The organism is Streptomyces sp. NPDC028368 (assembly GCF_055565615.1).
Genome location: NZ_JBVHTY010000011.1, coordinates 253,413 through 276,052 on the forward strand (window position 1 = coordinate 253,413; position 22,640 = coordinate 276,052).

Sequence of the window (22,640 nt, forward strand, 5' to 3'; positions counted from 1 at the left end):
CGCCGCCGGGTAACGCATTTCCGTGCTACATCCCCGTGCGGCTAACCTCCTGGGAGTCACCTTTCTTACGCAGGAGAAACTCCCATGGCCCACGCCGCACAGGTTCAGCGCATGTCCCGCTTGATGATCAAGACACTGCGCGAGGACCCGGCCGACGCCGAGACCGCCAGCCACAAGCTGCTCGTCCGCGCCGGCTACGTCCGCCGCTCCTCCGCCGGCATCTGGACGTGGCTGCCGCTCGGCAAGAAGGTCCTGGAGAACGTCTCCCGCATCGTCCGCGAGGAGATGGACGCCATCGGCGGCCAGGAAGTCCTGCTGCCGGCCCTGCTGCCCAAGGAACCCTACGAGGCCAGCGGCCGCTGGGAGGAGTACGGCGATCTCCTCTTCCGCCTCAAGGACCGCAAGGGCGCCGACTACCTCCTCGGCCCCACCCACGAAGAGATCTTCACCCTCACGGTCAAGGACCAGTGCACGTCCTACAAGGACCTGCCGGTGATCCTCTACCAGATCCAGACCAAGTACCGCGACGAGGCCCGCCCCCGCTCCGGTGTGCTGCGCGGCCGCGAGTTCCAGATGAAGGACTCGTACAGCTTCGACACCACCGACGAGGGCCTGGAGCAGTCCTACGCCCTGCACCGCGAGGCCTACACCAAGATCTTCGAGCGGCTCGGCCTGGACTACCGCATCGTCTCCGCCGTCTCCGGCGCGATGGGCGGCTCCGCCTCCGAGGAGTTCCTCGCCCCCGCCGCGGCCGGCGAGGACACCTTCGTCGACTGCCCGGCCTGTGACTACGCGGCCAACACGGAGGCCGTGACGGTCAAGGTCGAAGCCGTCGACGGCGCGGCCCATGGTCCGGTCGAGGAGCTGGACACCCCCGAGACGCCCACCATCGAGCTGCTCGCGGCGCACCTGAAGGTGCCGGCCTCCGCGACGCTCAAGAACCTCCTGGTCAAGGTCGACGGCGAGATCGTCGCGATCGGCGTGCCGGGTGACCGCGAGGTCGACCTCGGCAAGCTCGGGGAGCACCTGGCGCCGGCCACCGTCGAGCTGGTCACCGCCGAGGACTTCACCGACCGGCCCGACCTGGTGCGCGGCTACGTCGGCCCGCAGGGACTGGCCGGGAAGGCGTTCCGCTACATCGCCGACCCGAGGGTCGCCCAGGGCACCGCCTGGATCACCGGCGCCAACAAGCCGGGCATGCACGCCAAGAACGTCGTCGCCGGCCGTGACTTCGAGGTCGACGAGTACCTCGACGTCGTCGTCGTGGAGCCGGGTGACCCCTGCCCCAAGTGCGGTACAGGGCTGCGCATCGACCGCGCCATCGAGATCGGTCACATCTTCCAGCTCGGTCGCAAGTACGCCGACGCCTTCGAGCTCGACGTCCTCGGCCAGAACGGCAAGCCGGTCCGGGTCACCATGGGCTCGTACGGCATCGGTGTCTCGCGTGCGGTGGCCGCTCTCGCCGAGCAGACGCACGACGAGTCCGGGCTGTGCTGGCCGCGCGAGGTGGCGCCGGCCGATGTGCACGTCGTGGCGGCGGGCAAGGCCAAGCAGACGGAGCTCGCGCTGTCGGTCGGCGAGCAGCTCGGTGCCGCGGGGCTGCGGGTGCTGGTTGACGACCGGGCCGGGGTGTCGCCCGGTGTGAAGTTCACCGACGCGGAGCTGCTGGGCGTGCCGACCATTGTCGTCGCGGGGCGTCGGGCCGGCGAAGGCGTGGTCGAGGTCAAGGACCGGCTCACCGGTGAGCGCGAGGAGCTGACGGTCGAGGAGGCCGTCGCCCGGCTCAGCGCCTGACGGGTTGTCGTGGGCGGCGGATTTTGGCGGAGTGTTCCGCGGATCCGCCGTCACCGGCTCCGTGCCGTGGGGCCCTCCTCGTGGTGCTTACAGCCAGGCCGCGAACTCCAGGAGGAGTTCGCCGTGCCTGCGGTCGCCCGCCGCGCATTCCCGTACGCCTGCCTCCACCGCCCGGTACAGCGTCCAGGCGCGCAGGCGGTCCCGGTCGACGTCCAGGGAGTCGGCCAGTTTGGCGACCCGGCGGCGGGCCGCGGCGGCTGCGCCGGAGCCGCCCATCATGTCTTCGAAGCGGTCCAGTACCAGTTCCGCCAGGTCGTATGCGCGCTCGCCGACCACGGGCGACGGGCCGATCGCCAGCCACGGTGTCCGCTCGCCGGCCAGCACCTTGCCCTGGCGGAATGCGCCGTGCAGGAGAAAGCGCTCGTCGGTCGTCGTGGGCAGGGTGCGGCGCAGTTCCTGCGCCTCGTCCACCAGCGGGGCGGCGGCACCGCTGAGCGCTCCGGCCCGACGGAGTGCCTCCACGGCCTCCTCGGTGCCTTCGGCCAGCGTGCCGAAGGAGTGGCCGGTCTCCCGTGGCACCCACAGACGGCGCACCGTGCCCGCTGCCTCCAGAAGTGCCTTGGCCTCGGGGAGGGAGCGCAGCGATACGGCGCTCTGCAGGCGTTCCAGCAGAAGGGCGCCGCTGCTGTGGTCCGCCCGCAGTAGGCGCACGGCCCCCCAGCCGTCCCATATGTCCAGCGCGGCCGCTTCGTCGGCGGACGCCCGGCCGGGTACCGGGAACTTGAGGGCCGCGGGTGTGCCGTCCTTTTGCCGTACGAGTGCCAGCAGGCTGCTGCGGCCTCCGGGCGCGTGCACCCTTTCCAGCGTCAGGTCCCAGGCGTCCAGCTGCTGCTGAACCAGCGTCGGGAGTGCGTTGAGCCACTCGCGTACGGGGCTTTCCGGATCGCTGCTCAGCGAACTCACCAACCGCTGCGGCGGTTCGATGGGTGCCGTTGCCATGCCTGAGCTGTCCCTTTCCTGGGGCGGTGGCCGCGGGGCGGCCGGTCGTTCAGAGCGCGTTCGAGGACGCGCTCGCGGAGCTCGAGGGCGCGTCGGCCGTGGCCCGCTCCACGAGCCCAGGGAAGGCTACGCCGCTGCCGCGCCAGCGCACCGCCCGCACCGCCGCCTCGCGCAGCGCGGCCGCCGCCTCCATGCGCCGGGTCTTCTCCGCGGCCCGTACGAGATCCGCGTAGACGGCCGCCAGACGGTCCTCCAGCTCCGCCGCGAGCCGGGCCGCGGCCGCCGCGTCCGGGACCGGGAAGGGCAGCTCGTAGGCGGCCGCCGCGGCCGGTGGCCTGCCGCCCAGGTCCTGTACGGCGCGGCGCAGCGCGTCCCGGCGGGCGCGGTGCGCGTCGTACGCCTGCTGCGCCTCCGTGCGCCGCGCGCGAGAGATGCGGCCCCCGACCACGCCATAGCCGTATACGGCCGCGTATTCGGCCGCCAGGGCTGCCTGTACGGCCGCCAGCTCGGCCCCGTTGCCGTCGTTCTTGTCGCGGGTCGTTTCCGTCATCGGGCGCACGGCCTTTCGTGGTCATGTTCCGGCCGCTGGTGGCGCCTCATGCCGCTCCCAGCAGATACGCGTGCGCCGCGCCTGCCGCGGCCACCGAGGCGAGCAGGCGGGCCAGTTCCGGCGGGGCGGTGGTCAGGGCCTTGGTGCGCTTGTCGGCCAGTTTTCGTTCCGCATCGGCCAGCTCCGCGCGGGCCGACCTCTCATCCTCGGGGACCGGTGGGCCGGACTGCCCGGCGGGGGAGGGGGAGTGGTCCGACACGCCGGTTTCGGCGTGTCGGGATGCGCCTTGGGACGGGGTGCCGGCGGGGGAGTGGCCCGTGCCGACGGAGGCCAACGCCTCGGCGTGGCGGGCGACTTCGGTGCGCAGCGGGCGCAGGGCCGGCTCCAGGGCGGGGTGGGCGGCCAGGGTCGCGTCGTAGCGGACCAGCAGCGCGGTGCTGTCCTGGGCGGTGCGGCGACGCAGGAGGCCGGCGGCAAGGGAGTGTTCGGCCCGTTCCGGACCGGGGTCTTCGGAGCAGCCCGTGAGCAGGGCGGCGCCCCCGAGGGCGGCGCCGGCCAGCAGGGTTCTTCTGCGCGTGAGCGCCAGGTTCGGCACGTTCCACTTCCCGGGGTCTTCCGTAGTGATCACCGCAGGCGAGAGTATCCGTGACCGTCCACCGAATCGTCAGTACCCCGCCGGAACCGATAGGCTTTGACCCGACACGCGACCTACCCACAACAGCACACGCGGCCGAGGAGTCACCCGGATGAGCACCACCCAGAGCGAGAGGCTGCGCGGATTGCTTGAACCGCTCGTCGCCGCGCGAGACCTGGATCTGGAAGAGATCGAGGTGACCCCCGCGGGCAAGCGGCGGGTGCTGAGGATCGTGGTCGATTCCGACGACGGCGTCCAGCTGGACGATTGCGCCGCGGTGAGCCGCGAGGCCTCGCAGGCGCTGGACGAATCCGATGTGATGGGCGGCGCCCCGTACACCCTCGAGGTGACCTCTCCCGGCGCCGACCGGCCGCTGACCGAGCTGCGGCACTACCGCCGCGCCACCGGCCGTCTGATCAAGGTCCAGCTGCACGAGGGCGGCGAGCTCATCGCGCGGATCATGTCCGTGGACGAGGCGGGGCTGGACCTCGAGGTGCCGGGCGTCAAGGGACGTAAGCCAACCGAGCGGCGGGTCTCGTTCGACGAGATCGCCAAGGCGCGGGTCGAGCTGGAATTCAGCCGTAAGAAGAACGACGAGAACGACGAGAACAAGGAGGAGGCGTAGCCGTGGACATCGACATGAGTGCCCTGCGGGGTCTGGTGCGGGAGAAGGAGATCTCGTTCGACCTGCTGGTCGAGGCGATCGAGTCGGCCCTCCTCATCGCATACCACCGCACCGACGGCAGCCGCCGCCAGGCGCGGGTGGAGCTGGACCGCAGCACCGGGCATGTGACGGTGTGGGCGAAGGAGGACCCGGCCGATCTCGAGGAGGGCGCCGAGCCCCGCGAGTTCGACGACACCCCCTCCGGGTTCGGGCGGATCGCGGCGACCACGGCCAAGCAGGTCATTCTGCAGCGGCTGCGGGACGCCGAGGAGGAGATCACCTTCGGCGAGTTCGCCGGCCGGGAGGGCGATGTCATCACCGGCGTCGTCCAGCAGGGCAAGGACCCCAAGAACGTCCTGGTCGACATCGGCCGGATGGAGGCCATGCTGCCGGTGCAGGAGCAGGTGCCGGGTGAGGAGTACACGCACGGTACGCGGCTGCGGTCGTACGTCGTGCGGGTGGTCAAGGGTGTGCGCGGGCCGTCCGTGACGCTGTCGCGTACGCATCCCAACCTGGTGAAGAAGCTCTTCGCCATGGAGGTCCCGGAGATCGCGGACGGGTCGGTGGAGATCGCCGCCATCGCGCGGGAGGCCGGGCACCGGACGAAGATCGCGGTGCGGTCGACGCGGTCGGGGCTGAACGCCAAGGGTGCGTGCATCGGGCCGATGGGCGGGCGGGTGCGGGCCGTCATGGCGGAACTGCACGGCGAGAAGATCGACATCGTGGACTGGTCGGACGATCCGGCCGACCTGGTCGCCCATGCGCTCTCGCCGGCCCGCGTCAGCAAGGTCGAGGTCGTGGACCTGGCGGCGCGGTCCGCCCGGGTCACGGTGCCCGACTACCAGCTGTCGCTGGCCATCGGCAAGGAAGGGCAGAATGCCCGGCTTGCCGCCCGGCTCACGGGGTGGCGGATCGACATCCGGCCCGATACGGAGCAGGTCGCTCCGCAGGACTGATCGGGTCGGTGCTGCCGTGGCTCCCTCGATGGGGTGCCGCGGCGGCCGACGGGAATGATGACCAAGCGTTCGGGCTTTACCCCATCGGGGTGAGGTCGGTGCGGGGAGGTAGACTTAAGCAGTGTCTGGCCGGACGCATGCCCGCGCATGCCCTGAGCGCACGTGTCTGGGTTGCCGGGAGCGAGCGGCCAAGGGCGATTTGCTGCGCATCGTGGTGATCGAGGGTGAGTGTGTCCCCGATCGGCGCGGTACGCTGCCCGGCCGGGGTGCTTATGTGCACCCGACACTGGTCTGTCTCGATCTGGCGGTTCGCCGCCGGGCGTTTTCCCGGGCTTTTCGGAGCCCAGGGCCGTTCGATACGACGGAATTGCGTCGATTCGTCGAACGGGGTGCGTCCTGAGCAGCCGTGATGGCAATAACGCACAGCAGTAAATGCACAGCAAGACGCACAGCGCACGGAAAACCGTGCGGTCAGGTACCTCGCGAGTCGGAAGTAGGTCGAGATTGCGATGAGCACTCGATGAGTACGCGATGAGTACGCCCATGAAGTAGCGACGGTCCGGTGGACAACCCGGACCTAGAAGGAGCGAAGTGGCTAAGGTCCGGGTATACGAACTCGCCAAGGAGTTCGGCGTTGAGAGCAAGGTCGTCATGGCCAAGCTCCAAGAACTTGGTGAATTCGTCCGTTCGGCGTCCTCGACGATCGAGGCGCCGGTTGTTCGAAAGCTGACCGACGCTTTCCAGGCAGGCAGCGGCAACGGCCGCGCCGCCGGCAAGCCCGCGGCGCCGCGCAAGTCGGCCCCCGCGAAGCCGTCGGCGCCCTCTCCGGCGCAGGCGGCACGTCCTGCTGCCCCGAAGCCGGGTGCCCCCAAGCCGGGCCCCGCGGCTCCGGCCCCCGCGGCCCCCGTGGCTCCGGCCCCCGCGGCCGCCGCCGAGGCGCCGCAGGCCCCCGAAACACCCAAGAGCACTCCCGCCGCCGGTCCCACCCCGGGTCCGCGGCCCACGCCGGCCCCGAAGGCGCCGGCGCCCAAGCCCGCTCCGGCCGCCCCCGCGCAGCCCGAGTTCCAGGCTCCGCCGTCCGCGCCGGCCGCACCCGCGGCCGACCGTTCGGCGCCCCGTCCCGGTGCCGCCCCCGGCCCGCGTCCGGCCCGTCCGGCGTCCGGTCAGGGCGGTCAGGGTGGTCAGGGTGGTCAGGGTGGTCAGGGCCGTGGCGGTGCCCCGCGTCCGGGTGGCGAGCGTCCGAGCGCCCGTCCGGGTGCTCGTCCCTCCGGCCCCCGTCCGGGCAACAACCCCTTCACCTCCGGTGGCTCGACGGGCATGGCCCGTCCGCAGACTCCCCGTCCCGGTGGCGCCCCGCGTCCCGGCGGCCAGGGTGGTCCCGGTGGCCCGCGTCCGCAGGGCGGCGGCCAGGGTGGCCCCCGTCCCCAGGGACAGGGCCAGGGCGGCGCGCGTCCGACCCCCGGTGGTATGCCCCGTCCGCAGGGTGCCGCTCCTGGTGGCGCTCCGCGTCCCGGCGGCGGCGGTAACCGCCCGAACCCGGGCATGATGCCGCAGCGTCCCGCTGCCGGCCCGCGTCCGGGCCCCGGTGGCGGCGGCGGTCGCGGTCCCGCGGGTGCCGGTCGTCCCGGTGGCGGCGGTCGTCCCGGTGGCGGCGGCGGCTTCGCCGGTCGTCCCGGTGGCGGTGGCGGCGCCGGTCGTCCGGGTGGCGGCGGCGGTTTCGCCGGTCGTCCCGGTGGCGGCGGTCCCGGTGGTGGCGGCGGCTTCGGCGGCGGTCGTCCGGGCTTTGCCGGTCGTCCCGGCGGTCCCGGTGGCCGTGGCGGCACACAGGGTGCGTTCGGCCGTCCCGGCGGTCCGGCGCGTCGTGGCCGTAAGTCGAAGCGGCAGAGGCGTCAGGAGTACGAGGCCATGCAGGCCCCGTCGGTCGGCGGCATCATGCTGCCGCGCGGCAACGGTGCGACGGTTCGTCTGTCGCGCGGTGCCTCGCTGACGGACTTCGCGGAGAAGATCAACGCCAACCCGGCGTCGCTGGTCCAGGTCATGCTGAACCTCGGCGAGATGGTCACCGCGACCCAGTCGGTCTCCGACGAGACGCTCCAGCTGCTCGCCGACGAGATGAACTACGTCGTCGAGATCGTCAGCCCGGAGGAGGAGGACCGCGAGCTGCTCGAGTCCTTCGACATCGAGTTCGGCGAGAACGAGGGCGGCGAGGAGATGCTCGTCTCCCGTCCGCCGGTGGTGACCGTCATGGGTCACGTCGACCACGGTAAGACCCGACTGCTCGACGCGATCCGCAAGACGAACGTCGTCGCGGGCGAGGCCGGCGGCATCACCCAGCACATCGGTGCCTACCAGGTCGCGACCGAGGTCAACGACGAAGAGCGTCGGATCACCTTCATCGACACCCCGGGTCACGAGGCGTTCACCGCCATGCGTGCCCGTGGTGCCAAGTCGACCGACATCGCGATCCTCGTGGTGGCGGCCAACGACGGTGTCATGCCGCAGACGATCGAGGCGCTGAACCACGCCAAGGCGGCCGATGTGCCGATCGTGGTCGCGGTCAACAAGATCGACGTCGAGGGCGCCGACCCGACCAAGGTGCGCGGCCAGCTCACCGAGTTCGGTCTGGTGGCCGAGGAGTACGGCGGCGACACCATGTTCGTCGACATCTCCGCCCGTGAGGGTCTGAACATCGAGCAGCTGCTCGAGGCCGTGGTCCTGACCGCGGACGCCTCGCTCGACCTGCGCGCCAACGCGGAGCAGGACGCGCAGGGCATCGCGATCGAGGCACACCTCGACCGTGGCCGCGGCGCCGTGGCGACCGTCCTGGTCCAGCGCGGCACGCTGCGCGTCGGTGAGACGATCGTCGCCGGTGACGCCTACGGCCGAGTCCGCGCGATGCTCGACGACAAGGGCAACAACGTCGAGGAAGCGGGTCCCTCGACTCCCGTCCTGGTCCTGGGTCTGACCAACGTCCCGGGTGCCGGCGACAACTTCCTGGTTGTCGACGAGGACCGTACGGCCCGTCAGATCGCCGAGAAGCGCGCCGCTCGTGAGCGCAACGCGGCGTTCGCCAAGCGCACCCGCCGGGTGTCCCTCGAGGACCTCGACAAGGTGCTCAAGGCCGGCCTGGTGCAGGACCTCAACATCATCATCAAGGGCGACGCGTCCGGTTCGGTGGAGGCTCTCGAGTCCTCGCTGCTCCAGCTCGACGTCGGCGAAGAGGTCGAGATCCGCATCCTGCACCGCGGTGTGGGTGCGGTCACCGAGTCGGACATCAACCTGGCGACCGGCTCCGACGCGATCGTGATCGGCTTCAACGTCCGCGCCGAAGGCCGTGCGACGCAGATGGCCGACCGCGAGGGCGTCGACGTCCGGTACTACTCGGTCATCTACCAGGCGATCGAGGAGATCGAGGCGGCCCTCAAGGGCATGCTCAAGCCGGAGTACGAGGAGGTCGAGCTCGGTACCGCGGAGATCCGCGAGATCTTCCGCTCGTCCAAGCTCGGCAACATCGCGGGTGTGCTCATCCGCTCCGGCGAGGTCAAGCGCAACACCAAGGCGCGCCTCATCCGCGACGGCAAGGTGGTCGCGGAGGACCTCAACATCCAGGGTCTGCGCCGCTTCAAGGACGACGTCACCGAGATCCGCGAAGGCTTCGAGGGCGGTATCAACCTCGGAAACTTCAACGACATCAAGATCGACGACGTCATCGCGACGTACGAGATGCGCGAGAAGCCGCGCGGCTGATCACGCAGCAGTCACTGGGGCCGGTCGGCGGAGGAATTCCGTCGATCGGCCCCGGCCGTTGCGTGTACGGTTCCAAGGACTCGTACTCCCCAGCTACCGCTGGGGGTGCCCCCCAAGGCCCCACGGGTGGCTTTACCCGTCTTGCATGTACGTAGGGACGCTGTCCTTTGACCTGCTTCTCGGCGACGTACGGTCGCTGAAGGAGAAGCGCTCCGTCGTCCGCCCGATCGTCGCCGAGCTGCACCGCAAATACGCGGTGAGCGTGGCCGAGGTCGGGGACCAGGATCTGCACCGCAGGGCCCTGATCGGCCTGGCGGTGGTGTCCGGGGACGCAGGGCACCTCACCGATGTCATGGACCGCTGCGAGCGCCTGGTCGCCGCACGGCCCGAAGTGGAGCTGCTGTCGGTACGCCGGCGGCTGCACGGCGACGACGACTGACCCATGACCGGGCAGGTCGCCGCCGGTGGAAGCACAATTGTGGAAGACAAGAAGGAGACGGACCAGTGGCCGACAATGCGCGGGCGAAGAAGCTGGCGGACCTCATCCGGGAGGTGGTCGCTCAGAAGCTGCAGCGCGGAATCAAGGACCCGCGCCTCGGCACGCATGTGACCATCACGGACACCCGGGTCACCGGCGACCTGCGGGAGGCGACGGTCTTCTACACGGTCTACGGAGACGACGAGGACCGGGCCAGCGCGGCCGCCGGCCTGGAGAGCGCCAAGGGCATCCTGCGCTCCGCGGTCGGCGCGGCGGCCGGCACGAAGTTCACGCCGACCCTGGCGTTCGTGGCGGACGCCCTGCCGGAGAACGCCAAGACGATCGACGACCTGCTCGACAAGGCACGGGCCTCGGACGCCAAGGTGCGCGAGGCGTCCTCGGGCGCCCAGTACGCCGGTGAAGCGGACCCGTACCGCAAGCCGGGCGAGGACGAGGACGACGAGGGCCGAGCGGCAGAATGAAGCGTGAGAGCAACAAACCGGGCGGTCTCGTCATCGTCGACAAGCCGGCCGGTTTCACTTCGCACGACGTCGTGGCGAAGATGCGCGGCATGGCCCGCACCCGCCGGGTCGGGCATGCCGGCACGCTCGACCCGATGGCCACGGGCGTGCTCGTCCTCGGCATCGAGCGGGCGACCAAGCTGCTCGGCCATCTCGCGCTGACGGAGAAGGAGTACGTCGGCACGATCCGGCTCGGCCAGACCACGGTCACCGACGACGCCGAGGGCGAGATCACCGCGTCAAAGGCGGCGCAGGGCATCGCGCGCGAGGACATCGACGCCGGGGTTGCCCGGCTGTCCGGCGCGATCATGCAGGTGCCGTCGAAGGTCAGCGCCATCAAGATCGACGGGAAGCGGTCCTACTCGCGGGTCAGGGACGGCGAGGACGTGGAGATTCCGGCCCGGCCGGTGACCGTCTCCTCGTTCGTGGTGTATTCGGTCAGTGAGACGGAGGCGGAGGACGGCACCCCGGTGACCGATCTGCTGGTCTCCGTCGAGTGCTCGTCCGGTACGTACATCCGCGCGCTGGCCCGCGACCTGGGCGCCGGGCTCGGCGTCGGCGGGCATCTGACGGCGCTGCGCCGCACCCGGGTGGGCCCGTACAAGCTGGACCGGGCGCGCACGCTCGAGCAGCTGCAGGCCGCGGTGGATGACACCGAGGGCCCGGGGCTGCCGGTCATGCCGATCGGCGAGGCGGCGGCCGCCGCCTTCACCCGCTGGGACGTCGCCGAGCCGCAGACGCGGCTGCTGATGAACGGCGCGCGGATCCCGATGCCGCTGTTCGAGGGCACCGGTCCGGTGGCGGCGTTCGGGCCGGACGGCACGTTCCTGGCGCTGGTGGAGAACCAGGGCGGGAAGGCGAAGAGCCTGGCGGTGTTCGGCTGACGCCGACGACGTTCGCAGGTGGCCGGTTCCGGCGCGTGACATACGCTCCGGGCCGGCCACCTGCGGTTTCGGTGGACACCTGAGCGTCGGCCCGCGGTCCACCGCCCCCCTCGCCCTGACTCTGTCCCATGCGTTGCGATGATTCACTCCTTCGGCGCGGCGCTCGGAGTGACTCGCAGCGCGAAAGGGGGCGCGTTCGCCCGGCTCCCCGCCGAGGCGCTCACCGCCCGCCTGTGGACGGAGACCGGGACCGGCGGGTGGCCCACCCCGTCCCCCTTGCCGATCGCCGTGGGGCGGCCCCCGATGGACACCCGCATACGGCTCTGCGCGGCCGGCCGGCACGGTCGCCGGGACGCGCTCCGGTGTGTCGTATACGGCGGCTGACCGCTGTCATCTCCTCGGCGGAGCACCGGAGTTGGGGCTCTGCCCGGCGGGCCGGGAGGCGCTGCGGCGGGGCGGCCATGCCGGCGGCGGGCCGGTGCCGGGCGGGCGGACAGGGGCGGTGATCGCCGTACCGGGCACGGTCGCTTTGCCGGGCCGCCCTCGCTTTGGTCCCGTTCCCGGGCCCAGCGGGGCACCCTTCGCGCGAAGCTCCGCCCCCGGCATGGCAGTCTTAGACCTGCGTCATGCCGAATTGGCGCAGTGGACGGACAAGAGTTCGGGCGAGGAGCGGGCACAGTGCAGCGCTGGCGTGGCTTGGAGGACATCCCCGAGGGCTGGGGACGCAGCGTCGTCACCATCGGCTCGTACGACGGTGTGCACCGCGGCCACCAATTGATCATCGGGAAGGCGGTCGCGCGCGCCCGTGAACTGGGCATTCCCGCGGTGGTCGTCACCTTCGACCCGCACCCGAGCGAGGTCGTGCGGCCCGGCACCCACCCGCCGCTGCTCGCGCCGCATCACCGGCGCGCGGAGCTGATGGCCGAGCTGGGCGTGGACGCCGTACTGATCCTCCCGTTCACCAAGGAATTCTCGAAGCTGGCGCCGGCCGACTTCGTGGTGAAGGTGCTGGTCGACAAGCTGCACGCGCAGGTCGTCGTCGAGGGCCCCAACTTCCGCTTCGGGCACAAGGCGAGCGGTACGGTCCAAACGCTCGCCGAGCTCGGCCGCACCTACGACTACACCGTGGAGGTCATCGACCTCTTCGAGCGCGGTACGGCGGGCGGCGGCGAGCCGTTCTCCTCCACGCTCGTCCGCCGGCTGGTCGCCGAGGGCGATGTGGCCGGTGCGATGGAGGTCCTGGGGCGGCCGCACCGCGTCGAGGGCGTCGTCGTACGCGGCGCCCAGCGCGGCCGCGAACTGGGCTTCCCGACGGCCAACGTGGAGACCCTGCCGCACACCGCGATCCCGGCCGACGGTGTCTACGCGGGCCTGCTGCACGTCGAGGGCGAGGCGATGCCGGCGGCGATCTCGGTCGGCACCAACCCGCAGTTCGACGGCAAGGTGCGCACGGTCGAGGCATACGCCATCGACCGCGTCGGCCTGGATCTGTACGGCCTGCACGTCGCCGTGGACTTCCTCGCCTACATCCGCGGCCAGGAGAAGTTCGACACCCTCGACGCCCTGCTGGAGCGGATGGCGATCGATGTGAAGCAGGCACGAGGACTGATCTCGGCGGCCGGCTGACCGTACGGCCAAAGGGCGCCGACGGGGCGCCAAAGGGGCGGGGCCCGGTACATCAGTACCGGGCCCCGCCCCTTTGGCGTGACGCCCCGCTCACTGCGGAGGCGGCTGCTGCGTCCACCCGCCACCGTCCGGCAGCGGCGCGTCCGGAGCGGGCTGTTGCTGCTGCCACTGGCCGGGCTGCTGGGGGGGCTGCTGGGTCCAGCCGCCCTGCTGCGGCGGGTAACCGGCCGGCGGCTGCGCGGGCTGGCCCTGCTGCGGCTGCTGCTGGCCCTGTTGCGGGTACTGCTGGGGGTACTGCTGCTGCTGGGCGTACGGATCGCCGCCCATCTGCTGCTGCTGGGGGTACATCCCGTGCGCCTGCTGCTGCCGCGCGAAGTCCTCGGCCACCAGGGCGGAGAGGTTGAAGTACGCCTCGCGGGTCTTGGGCCGCATCATGTCGAGGTCGACCTCGGCGCCGGCGGCGAGATGCTCGTCGAACGGGACGACGACCACACCACGGCACCGGGTCTCGAAGTGCGACACGATGTCATCGATCTTGATCATCTTGCCGGTCTCGCGGACACCGGAGATGACCGTGATACCGCGCTGCACCAGGTCGGCGTAGCCGTGCGCGGACAGCCAGTCCAGGGTCGTACTGGCGCTGCTCGCACCGTCGACGGACGGCGTGGAGATGATGATCAACTGGTCGGCGAGGTCGAGGACTCCGCGCATCGCGCTGTAGAGGAGGCCCGTACCCGAGTCGGTGAGGATGATCGGGTACTGCTTGCCGAGGATGTCGATCGCGCGCCGGTAGTCGTCGTCGTTGAAGGTCGTCGAGACGGCCGGGTCGACGTCGTTGGCGAGGATCTCCAGGCCGGAGGGGGCCTGCGAGGTGAACCGGCGGATGTCCATGTAGCTGTGCAGATGCGGGATCGCGTGCACCAGGTCACGGATGGTCGCGCCGGTCTCGCGGCGGACCCGTCGGCCGAGCGTGCCGGCGTCGGGGTTGGCGTCGATCGCCAGGATCTTGTCCTGCCGCTCGGACGCGAGGGTGGAGCCCAGCGCGGTGGTTGTCGTGGTCTTGCCGACGCCGCCCTTGAGGCTGATCACCGCGATCCGGTAGCAGGACATCACCGGAGTACGGATCAGCGCCAGCTTCTGCTGCCGCTCGGCCTCCTCCTTCTTCGCACCCAGCTTGAACTTCGACGGCTGGGCGTTGGCGCCCGGCTTGCGCTTCTTGGGCTGGTTGCGCAGCAGGCGGTCGGAGGTCAGCTCGACGGCGGCGCTGTAGCCGAGCGGCGCGCCCGGAGCGGACCGCTGCTGCGGCTGCTGCTGGCCCGGCTGCGAGTACTGCGCGTAGTTCGCCGCGGCGTTCGGGTCGGCGGCCTGCTGACCGGAGAACGGCTGGGCCTGCTGGGGCTGTTGTTGCTGCTGCTGAGCCTGGGCTGCCTGCTGAGCTTGCTGTGCCTGCTGGGCCTGGGCCGCTTGCTGGGCTTGTGCTGCCTGCTGGGCCTGGGCCTGGGCCTGCTGCTGGTCGTAACCGGGCGCGGCCTGCTGGGGCTGCTGCTGGCCCTGTTGCGGGTAGCCCTGGGCGCCCTGCTGCGGATAGCCGTACGCGGGCTGCTGTGCGGCCGCGTGGGGATTCTGCTGCGGCTGCTGCTGGGCCTGCTGGGGGTAGCCGTACGCGGGCTGGGGATAGCCGTAGGCGGGCTGCTGCTGGCCGGGCTGGCCCTGGGCGGGCTGCTGGGCCTGCTGCTGCGGGTAAGCCTGCTGGGGCTGCTGCTGAGCCTGCTGCGGGTAACCGGCCTGGGGCTGCTGCGCCTGCTGGGGCTGCGGCTGGGCCTGCGGCTGAGGCTGGGCCTGCTGAGGCTGCTGGGCCGGCTGCGGCTGACCGGCCTGCGCCTGGGCCACGCGCGGGTCGGCGGGCTGGAACTCCGGCGGCAGCGGCGGCAGTCCGCCCTGCTGCGGAACACCCTGCTGCTGACCGTCCGGGGCGGCGCCCCAGGGAGCACCCTGCTGCGGTACACCCTGCTGGGGCGCGGCCTGCGGTGCCCCTTGCTGCGGGACGCCCTGCTGCGGAACCGCCTGCTGGGCGGCGTCCTGCTGCGGCTGGGCCTGCGCCGGCACGCCCTGCTGAGGCTGGGCCTGAGCGGGCGGCTGGCCCTGTGCGGGGACCGCTGCCTGGTCGGCGGCCGGCGCGGGCTGCTCGGGCGCCTGCGGCGCGGGAGCAGCCGCCTCGGGGGCCGGAGTGCCGCTCTCGGCGGGGGAGTTGGCCGTGGCGGCCGCCGGCTGCGGCGCCGATGTCACGGGGGCGGCTTCCGCAGCCGGCTCCGCGTCATCGTCGTCGCCCCAGAGCGAGGCCGAGGGGTCGACGCCACTGCCCGTACGCACCTTCTCGCCGTCGTCGGCGGCCGATGCGGCCTCCGGCGTCACGGCGGGCGCGGCAACCTGCTCGGCGGGCGCCTGCGGCACGGCCGGGGGAGCCTGCGCGGGCGGTACGTCGCCGCCCGTCTCGTGAGGACGCAGCATCGGGAACCCGGGCGGCGCGGCCTCCGCGGGCGGGGTCATCGGCGCCGGGGCGCCCTGCGCGGGTCCCGGCAGCGGCTGCCCGGTGGGCGGCGGCGCCGGCGTCCCGACAGGAGGAGCCCCGTTGGGCGCAGGTGCGGGCGCGGGTGTAGGAGACGGGGCGGGAGCGGCGCCGGCGCCGCCTCCGCTGGTGTCGTTGCTCGAGTACCAGGCCGGAGCCGCAAAATCGATCTTGAACTCACCGGTCAGATCGAACTCGGACTGGTCATCGTCAGGATCGTTCCCGTCCGGGCGGAAAGCCTCCTGCTCCTTCACTGTGCCTCCTGGTCTACTGCTGCAACGCACCTGAACGGCAGGACCGGATACAGGCGGATCGTTCGGATGTAACGGACGTCGGAACACACCACCCGGGGCTGCGCCAACACTGCTTGTCTCCATCCCCGTATCGACTGCCCGCATGGACTGCCGTCGTGGACTGCCGCGGTGGACCGTCGTCGTGATGTGTTTCTGCGCTCACCACACAGCCTAATCAAGAGTCGGCCCATAACGGCAGTCGATGTCATGTCGTCTTCAAGCCGCGTCGGCACACCTACGGGCGCATCCGTGGATGCGCCCGTAGATCGTGCCCATGACCGGTTGCCCACACGAAGCGTGCACAACCGGCCCACAGAATCGGTCAGTCCATCCGGCGCGGCCCGCCGAGCAGGTTGGTTTCGGCATCCGTCGGCTGGGTCATCACGAACTGATGGCCGTCGCGCGAGCACCAGAGCATGGCGTTGTCGCTGAGCGTCGGCAGTACCGCACCGACCTGCTCCGGCAGCCGCATGATTCGCGTCACAACTTCCGCCTCTTCGGGTGACAACCGCTGCAGACCGACCAGATCGGCGCGGCCCAGCATCTGCGGCGAGCGCGGCCCGAGGAACGGCAGCACGGTCAGCACCGACTGCCAGGGGCTGGGCGCGAGCTGATTGCGCGGCGGACGCGCACCCATGTCACGGATGACCAGTACGGGGCTGGAAACCGACGGTCCCTGTGGCGCGATCTGGCGCACCTCATGGATCGACACACACTGCTGCCCGCCACCCGCGGCCTGCGCCATCTGGCCCCAGGCCTGCGGCCGCGCGGTCTCGACGGCGACCCGGGCCCCGGTGGCGACCGTACGCAGCGCCAGCACCTGCGCCATCCACATGCTGCCGACCAGCGCGATCTCCATCGGCGCGGGCCGCAGCAGGCTGAGCACGGCGGGCTGGTTCTGCGGATCGATGCCGATGATCACGCCGTCGTCGCCGACCGGCAGGGTCAGCGCGCCGAGGGATTCGGCCGTCAGGACATGCGGGTTGCGGCGCGGGCCGCGCAGCCCGAAACCGGGCCTGGGCTTCGGACCGGTCGGTCCCGACTCCTCGGCCTCCGGCCGGGGCTGGTGGTTGAGCCGGCGGCCGCTGTCGGCGCCCCCGATCGGGGGGTTGCGCCAGCCGTTGCCGGTGACGTTGACGCGGGGCTGATAGGTGGGAGTGGCCATCAGCGGGTACCTCCGAGGGGAAGCGTGGCCAGCAGGCCGGGCAGCTGCTCGCGGTCGAGCCGTACGAGACCGACCTTCACGGAACCGGAACGGCGCTCCAACTCGTTCTGCGCCGCGGAGAGTTCGTTTTCGCTACGGGTCGACAGCCGGACGTACCCCGAGATGGCCGGGGCGCGGCCGCCGCCGTGCGTGGCGGTCAGCGCGAAGGTGCTGGCCATCGCCCTGGTGCTGGTCAGCAGCTGGGTGACGGCCGCCAACGGCGCGCCGCCGGGACCCAGTTGGGGCCACCGGCCGATCCAGTACGTGGAGTGCCAGCGGTCGTCACAGCGCATCGCACGGGTCGTCTCCTGGGTACGGCGGGCGGCCCGGCCGTCCCGTCCCATCGCGCCGTTGGCGGCCCGCGGGCTGACGCACACCGCGGTGCCGATCGCGGCCACGACCTCGCGCTCGGCCAGCACCCTGGCCCGTACGCCGTGTGCGGTGAGCCGGCTGACGAGCTGGTCGGCGGCGCGCAGCAGCGAGCGCTGGGCGCCTTCCACCCCGCCGCCGCGGGCCTCGATGGCCTCGGCGCACAGCTCCGGGTCGAGCTTGAGCGCGATCCACGTCAACTGCAGGGCGGGCGTCTGGGACTGCGCCTGCAGCGGTGCGTACGAACGGGCCGCGACGGCCTGTTCGGGCAGATGCGGCGCCGGCGCCGGCTGGGTGTACTGCACGAACTGCACCGACTCGAGGTGGATGTCCTCCACGTCGAGCGCGGTGTGCAGCACATCGAGCGGCAGCATGTGGCTGCCACGCTGCGGCCGCAGCGGTTCATCACGCGCGTCGACCTGCACCAGCGCGGTCAGGAACGTCCCGTCCCCGACAAAACCGATGGCCCGCTGATCCGCGTCCGCCATGTACTCGTAGGTCCGCAGCGCCGGTTCGCACTCCACGACCGGGGCGATGGCAGGGTCGACGCCCTGCGTGGCGGCGAGCGCGGAACTGCCGTTCTTGCTGCGGCGCTTCATGGCGCGCACGGCCGTGATCCACTCCGGAAGCGGAATCTTACGGCGCCGGCCGAGCGCGAAGATGACCAGGACGGCCGCCAGCACGATGGCCACGGCCAGTGCGACCGGGTGGTGGAACGACAGGCCCACCAATACCAGCGCCGCGGCGATTTCGACGATGGCCAGCTGCTGTACCCGGACACCGCCGATATTCCCGGCCTGTTGGCGCAAACGCGGCGACACCGGGCCGGACGGACGTGGCGCCGAATCCCGGCCGCGATTTCCTCTGTTGCCCCGAGCTGTGCCGTTTTGGCCAGCATTTCCCGCGTATTGCGGTGCAGCGGAAGGCTGTTGCTGCTGTTGCCGCCCGTTGCGGCGTCGAGCCCTGGTGGCGCTGGACATCCCCCGGCCTGCTCCTCTACTGGTGGTGTGGCCTCTAGGCGTGTGGGCCGCCGCTGAGACTGGTGCGTTGGAAGGTGGCACCCGTACCGTACGGGTCGATCGACACACGGCATAGTAGAGGGCGCTACGGCGTGAGTGCCGGGGGCGGTCGTTGGTGGATCCGACAGGCGGGGAGAGAAAGCAACAATGGCATCACGTCGGGACGAGCTGAATGCGTATTCGTTTGCGCGAAAGCGCACGAATGCGGCATTTCTGAAGCCGCTGCCCAATGGCTCGATCGAAAGCGCACCGAAGCCGTTCAAGGCGGTGGTGCCCAGCATCATGGTGGGCGTCCTGATGCTGGTGGGATTCGGAGCGTGCGGCATCCTCAAGCCCATTGTCCCGCAGGGGTGGGACGAAGTCGGCGGCAATGTGCTCGTCGGGTCGAAATCCACCACGCGCTATGTCGTGCTCAACGGCGGCAAGGACGCCAACGGCAAGGAACAGAAGCTGCTCCACCCTGTCCTGAACCTCGCCTCGGCCAGGCTGCTGCTCAACCCGGACAAGTTCAAGGTCGTCCCGGTCGACGAGGACCAGCTGGACGGAAAGATCGCGCACGGCCCGGCCATCGGCATTCCGTTCGCGCCCGACCGGCTGCCCACCGTTGACGACGTCGACAAGCCGAAGACCTGGGCGGTGTGCAACCGCCCCGGCGGCAGCGAGCAAGCCAAGCCGCAGCAGGCCGTCTTCGTCCTGGGCGGCAAGGAGAAGCAGCAGATCGAGGCCCAGGACAAGGGCAGGCTCGATCTGCACCAGGCGCTGTACATCCAGGACCCCAAGGGTGACTACTACCTGGTCGACAGCAACGGGGTCGCGTTCAAGTTCGACTCCACCATGGGCGGGCTCATCAAGCCCCCGGGTGGCGCCGAGAAGACCGACGAGCTCCTTCGCCGGGTGGTATTCCATGGCCGGGGTCCGCAGCAGGTCACCCAGGAATGGATGGACACGCTCCTCAAGAGCCCGGTCCCGATCTTCATGCCGACGGTGGACGGAGCGGGCGGACCGAGCAATGCCCCCGATGGCGCCGTCCCGCAGAAGGACCGCACAGTCGGCACGGTGGTCGAGGACACGTCGACGTCGCAGAAGTACGTCGTCACCAAGACCGGCGTCGAGAAGGTCTCGAACTTCATCGCCAACCTCCTGCTCAACTCCGGCACCGGCCAGGCGCCGAACGTGGACCGGCTGTCCAGCGGGGCCATCCAGTGGACGAAGGACGAAGACAACGCCGGGCAGCCCAAGGCGTTCAAGGGCTCGTTCGAATACAACGGTGAGAGCTTCGAGAACCCCTGGCCCAGCGAAGACGTCGATATGGCGAACGAGTTCGAGCGCCCCGACCCGACCAGTGGCCTGACTCCCACCAAAAACGGCGTGACCTGCAACTTCTACAGCGGCACCACCCGGAAGTACACGGGCAATCTGGGTGCCAAGCTCGGTTTCCCGAACGGCGTACCGGAAATGGGTACCTGGGTCGGCAAGGACTACCCGGCCAAGATCGCGGCCGGTTCCACCTCGTACGTCACCCCCGGCAGCGGCCTGCTGTACCGGGAGGTGAACACCGGTAGCCAGAAGGCCGGCGACGGCTCCATGTTCCTCGTCACCGACACGGGCCTGCGCTACTCCGTGCCCAACGGCAACGACGGCAAGAAGGCCGGCAAGGCGGACCAGCAGGTGGGACAGAACCAGGCCCGCCTCGGCTACGGCGGAGCGCGTGTGCCGTCGATCCTGAAGTCCTGGTCCTCGCTGCTCTCCCAGGGCCCCGCGCTGAACTGGAAGCTCGCCAACACTCCGCAGGCTTCCTGACGCACCGAGAAGGCCCTTGGAGGCCGTGCCGGCGCCCGCTTCGAGGTGCCGGCACGGCCTCCCGCCATTTCTGGCCATGATCGGCCACGTCCGTCCGATACCGCCCTATCTGCCCCATTCCCCCGAACAACGTTTCAAGAACGGGTAGTTGACAATGTTGTGATCCCGTCACAAGTGCCCACCCCCTGTTGGGAACAGGCGTATGGAGTGGGTAATGTGGCAGAAGGCACCAACAGGAGATGCCAACCGCGCGACGCCGTAGCCGGCGCGGCGCGGCCGACGTACGAGTCTCATGGGGGACGTTGACTATGGCTGGTCAGCAGTACACAACCACTGAAGAGGAGATGGTCGCGTTCAGCGGCAAGATCTCCTCGGTCAACCAGTCGATCCAGGGCGAGATCACGCGCCTGAACACGGTCGTCGACACCATCACGTCTGGGTGGAAGGGTGCTGCGGCCTCCTCGTACAACCAGCTGCAGTCGCAGGTGAACGAGGACGCCAAGCGTCTCAACCAGCTTCTGGCTGAGATCAAGGAAGCGATCGACTCGACCACGAAGAACTACAGCGCCTCCGAAGAGGAGCAGTCCCAGTCGATCTCGCACATCTCTGCTTCGGCCTCGCCGTTCGGATGATGAGGCCGCGCCGCTCTTCGTGGCGCACCGGCCTCGCCGCAGTAGCGTCGGCCGATCCCTCGGCCCCTCTGCGGTATGTGAATCGACCAGGCATTATCAACTCCTGAGGAGACACCATGTCAGGCCAGATCCTCGTTAATTTTGCGACGATCCAGCAGGCCAGTTCCGACGTGCGCGGTACGGCCAACAACATTCGCCAGCAGCTCGATGACCTCGAGGCGGGCGTGAAGAAGATCGCCGCGAGCTGGGAAGGTTCCGCGCAGGAGGGCTACCAGGCCCGTCAGCGCGAGTGGGACCAGCGCGCCGCGTCTCTGCACTCGACGCTCGAGGCCATCGCCAAGGCGCTGGACCAGGCCGCGCAGAACTACCAGAGCACCGAGCACAAGAACGCCGGTATCTGGGGCGGCTGACCCTACGTCAGCACTGGAACGGATGGCACACGGCTGAGCAGCCCCCACGGCTCGCACAGTGGACAATGAGGGCGAGCGCGCTGCACCAGTGCGCTCGCCCTTCTGCCGTCCACCTGTGCTGACGCAAGGGTTGTGCGGCCTCTGCCCCAATTCCTCCGCACTTCTCCCTCCCCTCACCCCTCGTTCCCGACCGTTCCGCCACAGATGGAGAGCAGACAACCCGTGGGATCTCGCGCCATTGGTCACCGAGCCGGGCACCGCCGACGAGCGGCGGGCGCACTGGTCACGGCGGCCTGCGTCGCCGGCCTGTCGTGCGCCACCGCCGCGCCGGCGGTCGCGGACGAGAACATGCCGCTCAACAGTGGTGAGTGCAAGTTCAACACCAACAACATCAAAGAGACTCCCTGGTCCCTTCAGCGCCTTCTGACCAATCAGATGTGGGCGGACACGAAGGGGGCGGGCGTCAACGTCGCCGTCATCGACACAGGCGTCGACAGCGGCAACCAGCAGATCAGGCCCGCGCTCGGCTCCGGCGGGCAATCCGTCGCCGGCGGTGGCAAGCCGACCCAGGACACGGTGGGGCACGGCACCAAGGTCGCGGGCATCATCGCCGCTCATGCCATACCCGGGTCCGGCTTCGTCGGTATCGCGCCCGGGGCGAAGATCATCCCCTTCAAGACGACCGACTCGGAAAAGGGCAGCACGGCCGAGAACCTCGCGAAGGCCATCAGCAAGGCGGTCGACGCGAGGGTCGACGTCATCAACATCTCCCAGGGCACCGACGACCCCAGGGCGAGTCAGGGCCTCCTCAGGGCCGCCGTCGCAAAGGCAGCAGCCAGCAAGATTCTTATTGTTGCCTCGGCAGGCAACGGCGGCGCCGACGGCAGCGAAAAGAAGACCTACCCCGCTGCCTTCACCGAGTTCGGCAACGTCCTGGCCGTGGCCGCATCCGACCGCAACAACGAGCGCGCGCCCTTCTCCCAGTCCGGAAGTTTCGTCGACATCGCCGCCCCCGGCGTCAGCATGGTCTCCACCGTCCCCGACGGCGGTAACTGTGTCGATCAGGGCACCAGCTTCGCCGCACCCTACGCCGCGGGAGCCGCGGCCCTCCTCATCGCGAAGCACAAGCACGATCGGCCCGGGGGAAAATGGACGCCCGAGGAAGTTATCTGGCACCTGGAAAAGACCGCGGAGCGCGTCAAAAAGGGCCGTGACAACTTCATCGGCTGGGGCGTCGTCGACCCGGTAGCGGCCCTCAACGACAACGAGCGGCCCACCGAAGAGCCGACGCCCGACAAAGACAAGAACTCAGCCGCCGGCCTCAACATTCAACCGGTCTCTGTCTCCTTGGGTGAAACCCAAGAGGACCGGCGCTCTCGCATCGCCATCTACATCCTCGGCGGCGGAATCTTCGCCGTCGGCGTGGTAGCCGGCTCCGCCATCGCGCTCCGCGACTGGCGACGTAAGAACACACTGAACACACGGGGAGGGTAA

Annotated in this window: 19 protein-coding genes; 13 read left to right on the plus strand and 6 right to left on the minus strand. The window is 70.3% G+C overall.

All coding sequences use genetic code 11. The annotated features are described in order from the left end of the window. The first annotated feature begins 84 nt into the window (after positions 1 to 84). Positions 85 to 1,794 (plus strand): proline--tRNA ligase, encoded by a 1,710-nt coding sequence (locus tag ACZ4S3_RS25645; protein ID WP_467937973.1) that lies wholly within the window; start codon positions 85 to 87, stop codon positions 1,792 to 1,794. 87 nt (positions 1,795 to 1,881) lie between these two features. On the opposite strand, the gene ACZ4S3_RS25650 is transcribed toward ACZ4S3_RS25645, so the two are convergent. Genes ACZ4S3_RS25650 through ACZ4S3_RS25660 form a run of 3 tightly spaced genes read right to left on the minus strand, consistent with a single transcriptional unit; the run spans position 1,882 to position 3,971 of the window. Continuing rightward, positions 1,882 to 2,793 carry an aminoglycoside phosphotransferase family protein gene (locus ACZ4S3_RS25650; RefSeq protein ID WP_467937975.1) on the minus strand — a complete coding sequence of 304 codons (912 nt, stop codon included), beginning with the start codon at positions 2,791 to 2,793 and terminating at the stop codon, positions 1,882 to 1,884. A gap of 49 nt (positions 2,794 to 2,842) precedes the next feature. Next, the gene (locus ACZ4S3_RS25655; RefSeq protein ID WP_467937977.1) at positions 2,843 to 3,343 is read right to left on the minus strand and encodes a DUF4439 domain-containing protein; all 501 of its coding nucleotides are present in this window, start codon (positions 3,341 to 3,343) and stop codon (positions 2,843 to 2,845) included. Positions 3,344 to 3,389: 46 nt separating this feature from the next. Continuing rightward, positions 3,390 to 3,971, minus strand: coding sequence for a hypothetical protein (locus ACZ4S3_RS25660; RefSeq protein ID WP_467937979.1), 582 nt, complete (start codon positions 3,969 to 3,971; stop codon positions 3,390 to 3,392). A gap of 118 nt (positions 3,972 to 4,089) precedes the next feature. Here ACZ4S3_RS25660 and rimP point away from each other — a divergent pair, with 118 nt between their 5' ends. The 8 genes from rimP (at position 4,090) to ACZ4S3_RS25700 (ending at position 12,853) form a co-directional block, all read left to right on the plus strand. Continuing rightward, on the plus strand, positions 4,090 to 4,602 hold the full coding sequence (rimP, locus tag ACZ4S3_RS25665; RefSeq protein ID WP_467937981.1) for a ribosome maturation factor RimP: 513 nt from the start codon (positions 4,090 to 4,092) through the stop codon (positions 4,600 to 4,602). A gap of 2 nt (positions 4,603 to 4,604) precedes the next feature. Continuing rightward, a complete protein-coding gene (nusA, locus tag ACZ4S3_RS25670) occupies positions 4,605 to 5,597 on the plus strand; it encodes a transcription termination factor NusA (protein ID WP_467937983.1) in 993 nt (330 codons plus the stop codon). A 121-nt stretch (positions 5,598 to 5,718) separates the two neighbouring features. Beyond that, on the plus strand, positions 5,719 to 5,997 hold the full coding sequence (locus ACZ4S3_RS25675) for a YlxR family protein (RefSeq protein ID WP_467937985.1): 279 nt from the start codon (positions 5,719 to 5,721) through the stop codon (positions 5,995 to 5,997). A 191-nt stretch (positions 5,998 to 6,188) separates the two neighbouring features. Further along, positions 6,189 to 9,344 (plus strand): translation initiation factor IF-2, encoded by a 3,156-nt coding sequence (gene infB / locus ACZ4S3_RS25680; RefSeq protein ID WP_467937987.1) that lies wholly within the window; start codon positions 6,189 to 6,191, stop codon positions 9,342 to 9,344. 145 nt (positions 9,345 to 9,489) lie between these two features. Then, on the plus strand, positions 9,490 to 9,783 hold the full coding sequence (locus tag ACZ4S3_RS25685; RefSeq protein ID WP_467937989.1) for a DUF503 domain-containing protein: 294 nt from the start codon (positions 9,490 to 9,492) through the stop codon (positions 9,781 to 9,783). Positions 9,784 to 9,848: 65 nt separating this feature from the next. After that, the gene (rbfA, locus tag ACZ4S3_RS25690) at positions 9,849 to 10,304 is read left to right on the plus strand and encodes a 30S ribosome-binding factor RbfA (protein ID WP_467937991.1); all 456 of its coding nucleotides are present in this window, start codon (positions 9,849 to 9,851) and stop codon (positions 10,302 to 10,304) included. Then, entirely contained in the window at positions 10,301 to 11,227 is a 927-nt protein-coding gene (gene truB / locus ACZ4S3_RS25695; RefSeq protein WP_467937993.1) for a tRNA pseudouridine(55) synthase TruB, read from the plus strand. Before rbfA ends, truB begins: the two co-directional genes overlap by 4 nt. 678 nt (positions 11,228 to 11,905) lie before the next feature. Then, on the plus strand, positions 11,906 to 12,853 hold the full coding sequence (locus ACZ4S3_RS25700) for a bifunctional riboflavin kinase/FAD synthetase (RefSeq protein WP_467937995.1): 948 nt from the start codon (positions 11,906 to 11,908) through the stop codon (positions 12,851 to 12,853). A gap of 90 nt (positions 12,854 to 12,943) precedes the next feature. Here the strand turns inward: ACZ4S3_RS25700 and ACZ4S3_RS25705 are convergent, their stop codons facing one another. The 3 genes from ACZ4S3_RS25705 to eccE form a co-directional block, all read right to left on the minus strand. Next, positions 12,944 to 15,673, minus strand: a complete 2,730-nt coding sequence (locus ACZ4S3_RS25705; RefSeq protein ID WP_467937997.1) for an SCO5717 family growth-regulating ATPase — start codon at positions 15,671 to 15,673, stop codon at positions 12,944 to 12,946. Positions 15,674 to 16,034: 361 nt separating this feature from the next. After that, on the minus strand, positions 16,035 to 16,877 hold the full coding sequence (locus tag ACZ4S3_RS25710) for a hypothetical protein (protein WP_467937999.1): 843 nt from the start codon (positions 16,875 to 16,877) through the stop codon (positions 16,035 to 16,037). Further along, on the minus strand, positions 16,877 to 18,106 hold the full coding sequence (gene eccE, locus ACZ4S3_RS25715; RefSeq protein WP_467938001.1) for a type VII secretion protein EccE: 1,230 nt from the start codon (positions 18,104 to 18,106) through the stop codon (positions 16,877 to 16,879). Before eccE ends, ACZ4S3_RS25710 begins: the two co-directional genes overlap by 1 nt. Positions 18,107 to 18,451: 345 nt before the next feature. Between eccE and ACZ4S3_RS25720 the strand changes: the two genes are divergently transcribed. The 4 genes from ACZ4S3_RS25720 to mycP all read left to right on the plus strand — a co-directional run bounded on the left by ACZ4S3_RS25720 (position 18,452) and on the right by mycP (position 22,640). Next, the gene (locus ACZ4S3_RS25720; RefSeq protein WP_467938003.1) at positions 18,452 to 20,104 is read left to right on the plus strand and encodes a type VII secretion protein EccB; all 1,653 of its coding nucleotides are present in this window, start codon (positions 18,452 to 18,454) and stop codon (positions 20,102 to 20,104) included. Between the two features lie 308 nt (positions 20,105 to 20,412). Then, positions 20,413 to 20,736 (plus strand): WXG100 family type VII secretion target, encoded by a 324-nt coding sequence (locus tag ACZ4S3_RS25725; protein WP_467938005.1) that lies wholly within the window; start codon positions 20,413 to 20,415, stop codon positions 20,734 to 20,736. 116 nt (positions 20,737 to 20,852) lie between these two features. Further along, the gene (locus ACZ4S3_RS25730) at positions 20,853 to 21,146 is read left to right on the plus strand and encodes a WXG100 family type VII secretion target (protein ID WP_467938007.1); all 294 of its coding nucleotides are present in this window, start codon (positions 20,853 to 20,855) and stop codon (positions 21,144 to 21,146) included. A 222-nt stretch (positions 21,147 to 21,368) separates the two neighbouring features. Continuing rightward, positions 21,369 to 22,640: a type VII secretion-associated serine protease mycosin gene (gene mycP, locus ACZ4S3_RS25735; protein ID WP_467938009.1), complete on the plus strand. Its 1,272-nt coding sequence runs from the start codon at positions 21,369 to 21,371 to the stop codon at positions 22,638 to 22,640.

What these genes read in the sequence shown, in the direction of transcription:
- ACZ4S3_RS25645 (WP_467937973.1), top strand. Translation starts at nt 85, where the DNA reads ATGGCCCACGCCGCACAGGTTCAGCGCATGTCCCGCTTGATGATCAAG.
- ACZ4S3_RS25730 (WP_467938007.1), top strand. Translation starts at nt 20,853, where the DNA reads ATGTCAGGCCAGATCCTCGTTAATTTTGCGACGATCCAGCAGGCCAGT.
- truB (WP_467937993.1), top strand. Translation starts at nt 10,301, where the DNA reads ATGAAGCGTGAGAGCAACAAACCGGGCGGTCTCGTCATCGTCGACAAG.
- rimP (WP_467937981.1), top strand. Translation starts at nt 4,090, where the DNA reads ATGAGCACCACCCAGAGCGAGAGGCTGCGCGGATTGCTTGAACCGCTC.
- ACZ4S3_RS25655 (WP_467937977.1), bottom strand. Translation starts at nt 3,343, where the DNA reads ATGACGGAAACGACCCGCGACAAGAACGACGGCAACGGGGCCGAGCTG.
- ACZ4S3_RS25725 (WP_467938005.1), top strand. Translation starts at nt 20,413, where the DNA reads ATGGCTGGTCAGCAGTACACAACCACTGAAGAGGAGATGGTCGCGTTC.
- ACZ4S3_RS25720 (WP_467938003.1), top strand. Translation starts at nt 18,452, where the DNA reads ATGGCATCACGTCGGGACGAGCTGAATGCGTATTCGTTTGCGCGAAAG.
- ACZ4S3_RS25710 (WP_467937999.1), bottom strand. Translation starts at nt 16,877, where the DNA reads ATGGCCACTCCCACCTATCAGCCCCGCGTCAACGTCACCGGCAACGGC.
- ACZ4S3_RS25685 (WP_467937989.1), top strand. Translation starts at nt 9,490, where the DNA reads ATGTACGTAGGGACGCTGTCCTTTGACCTGCTTCTCGGCGACGTACGG.
- ACZ4S3_RS25650 (WP_467937975.1), bottom strand. Translation starts at nt 2,793, where the DNA reads ATGGCAACGGCACCCATCGAACCGCCGCAGCGGTTGGTGAGTTCGCTG.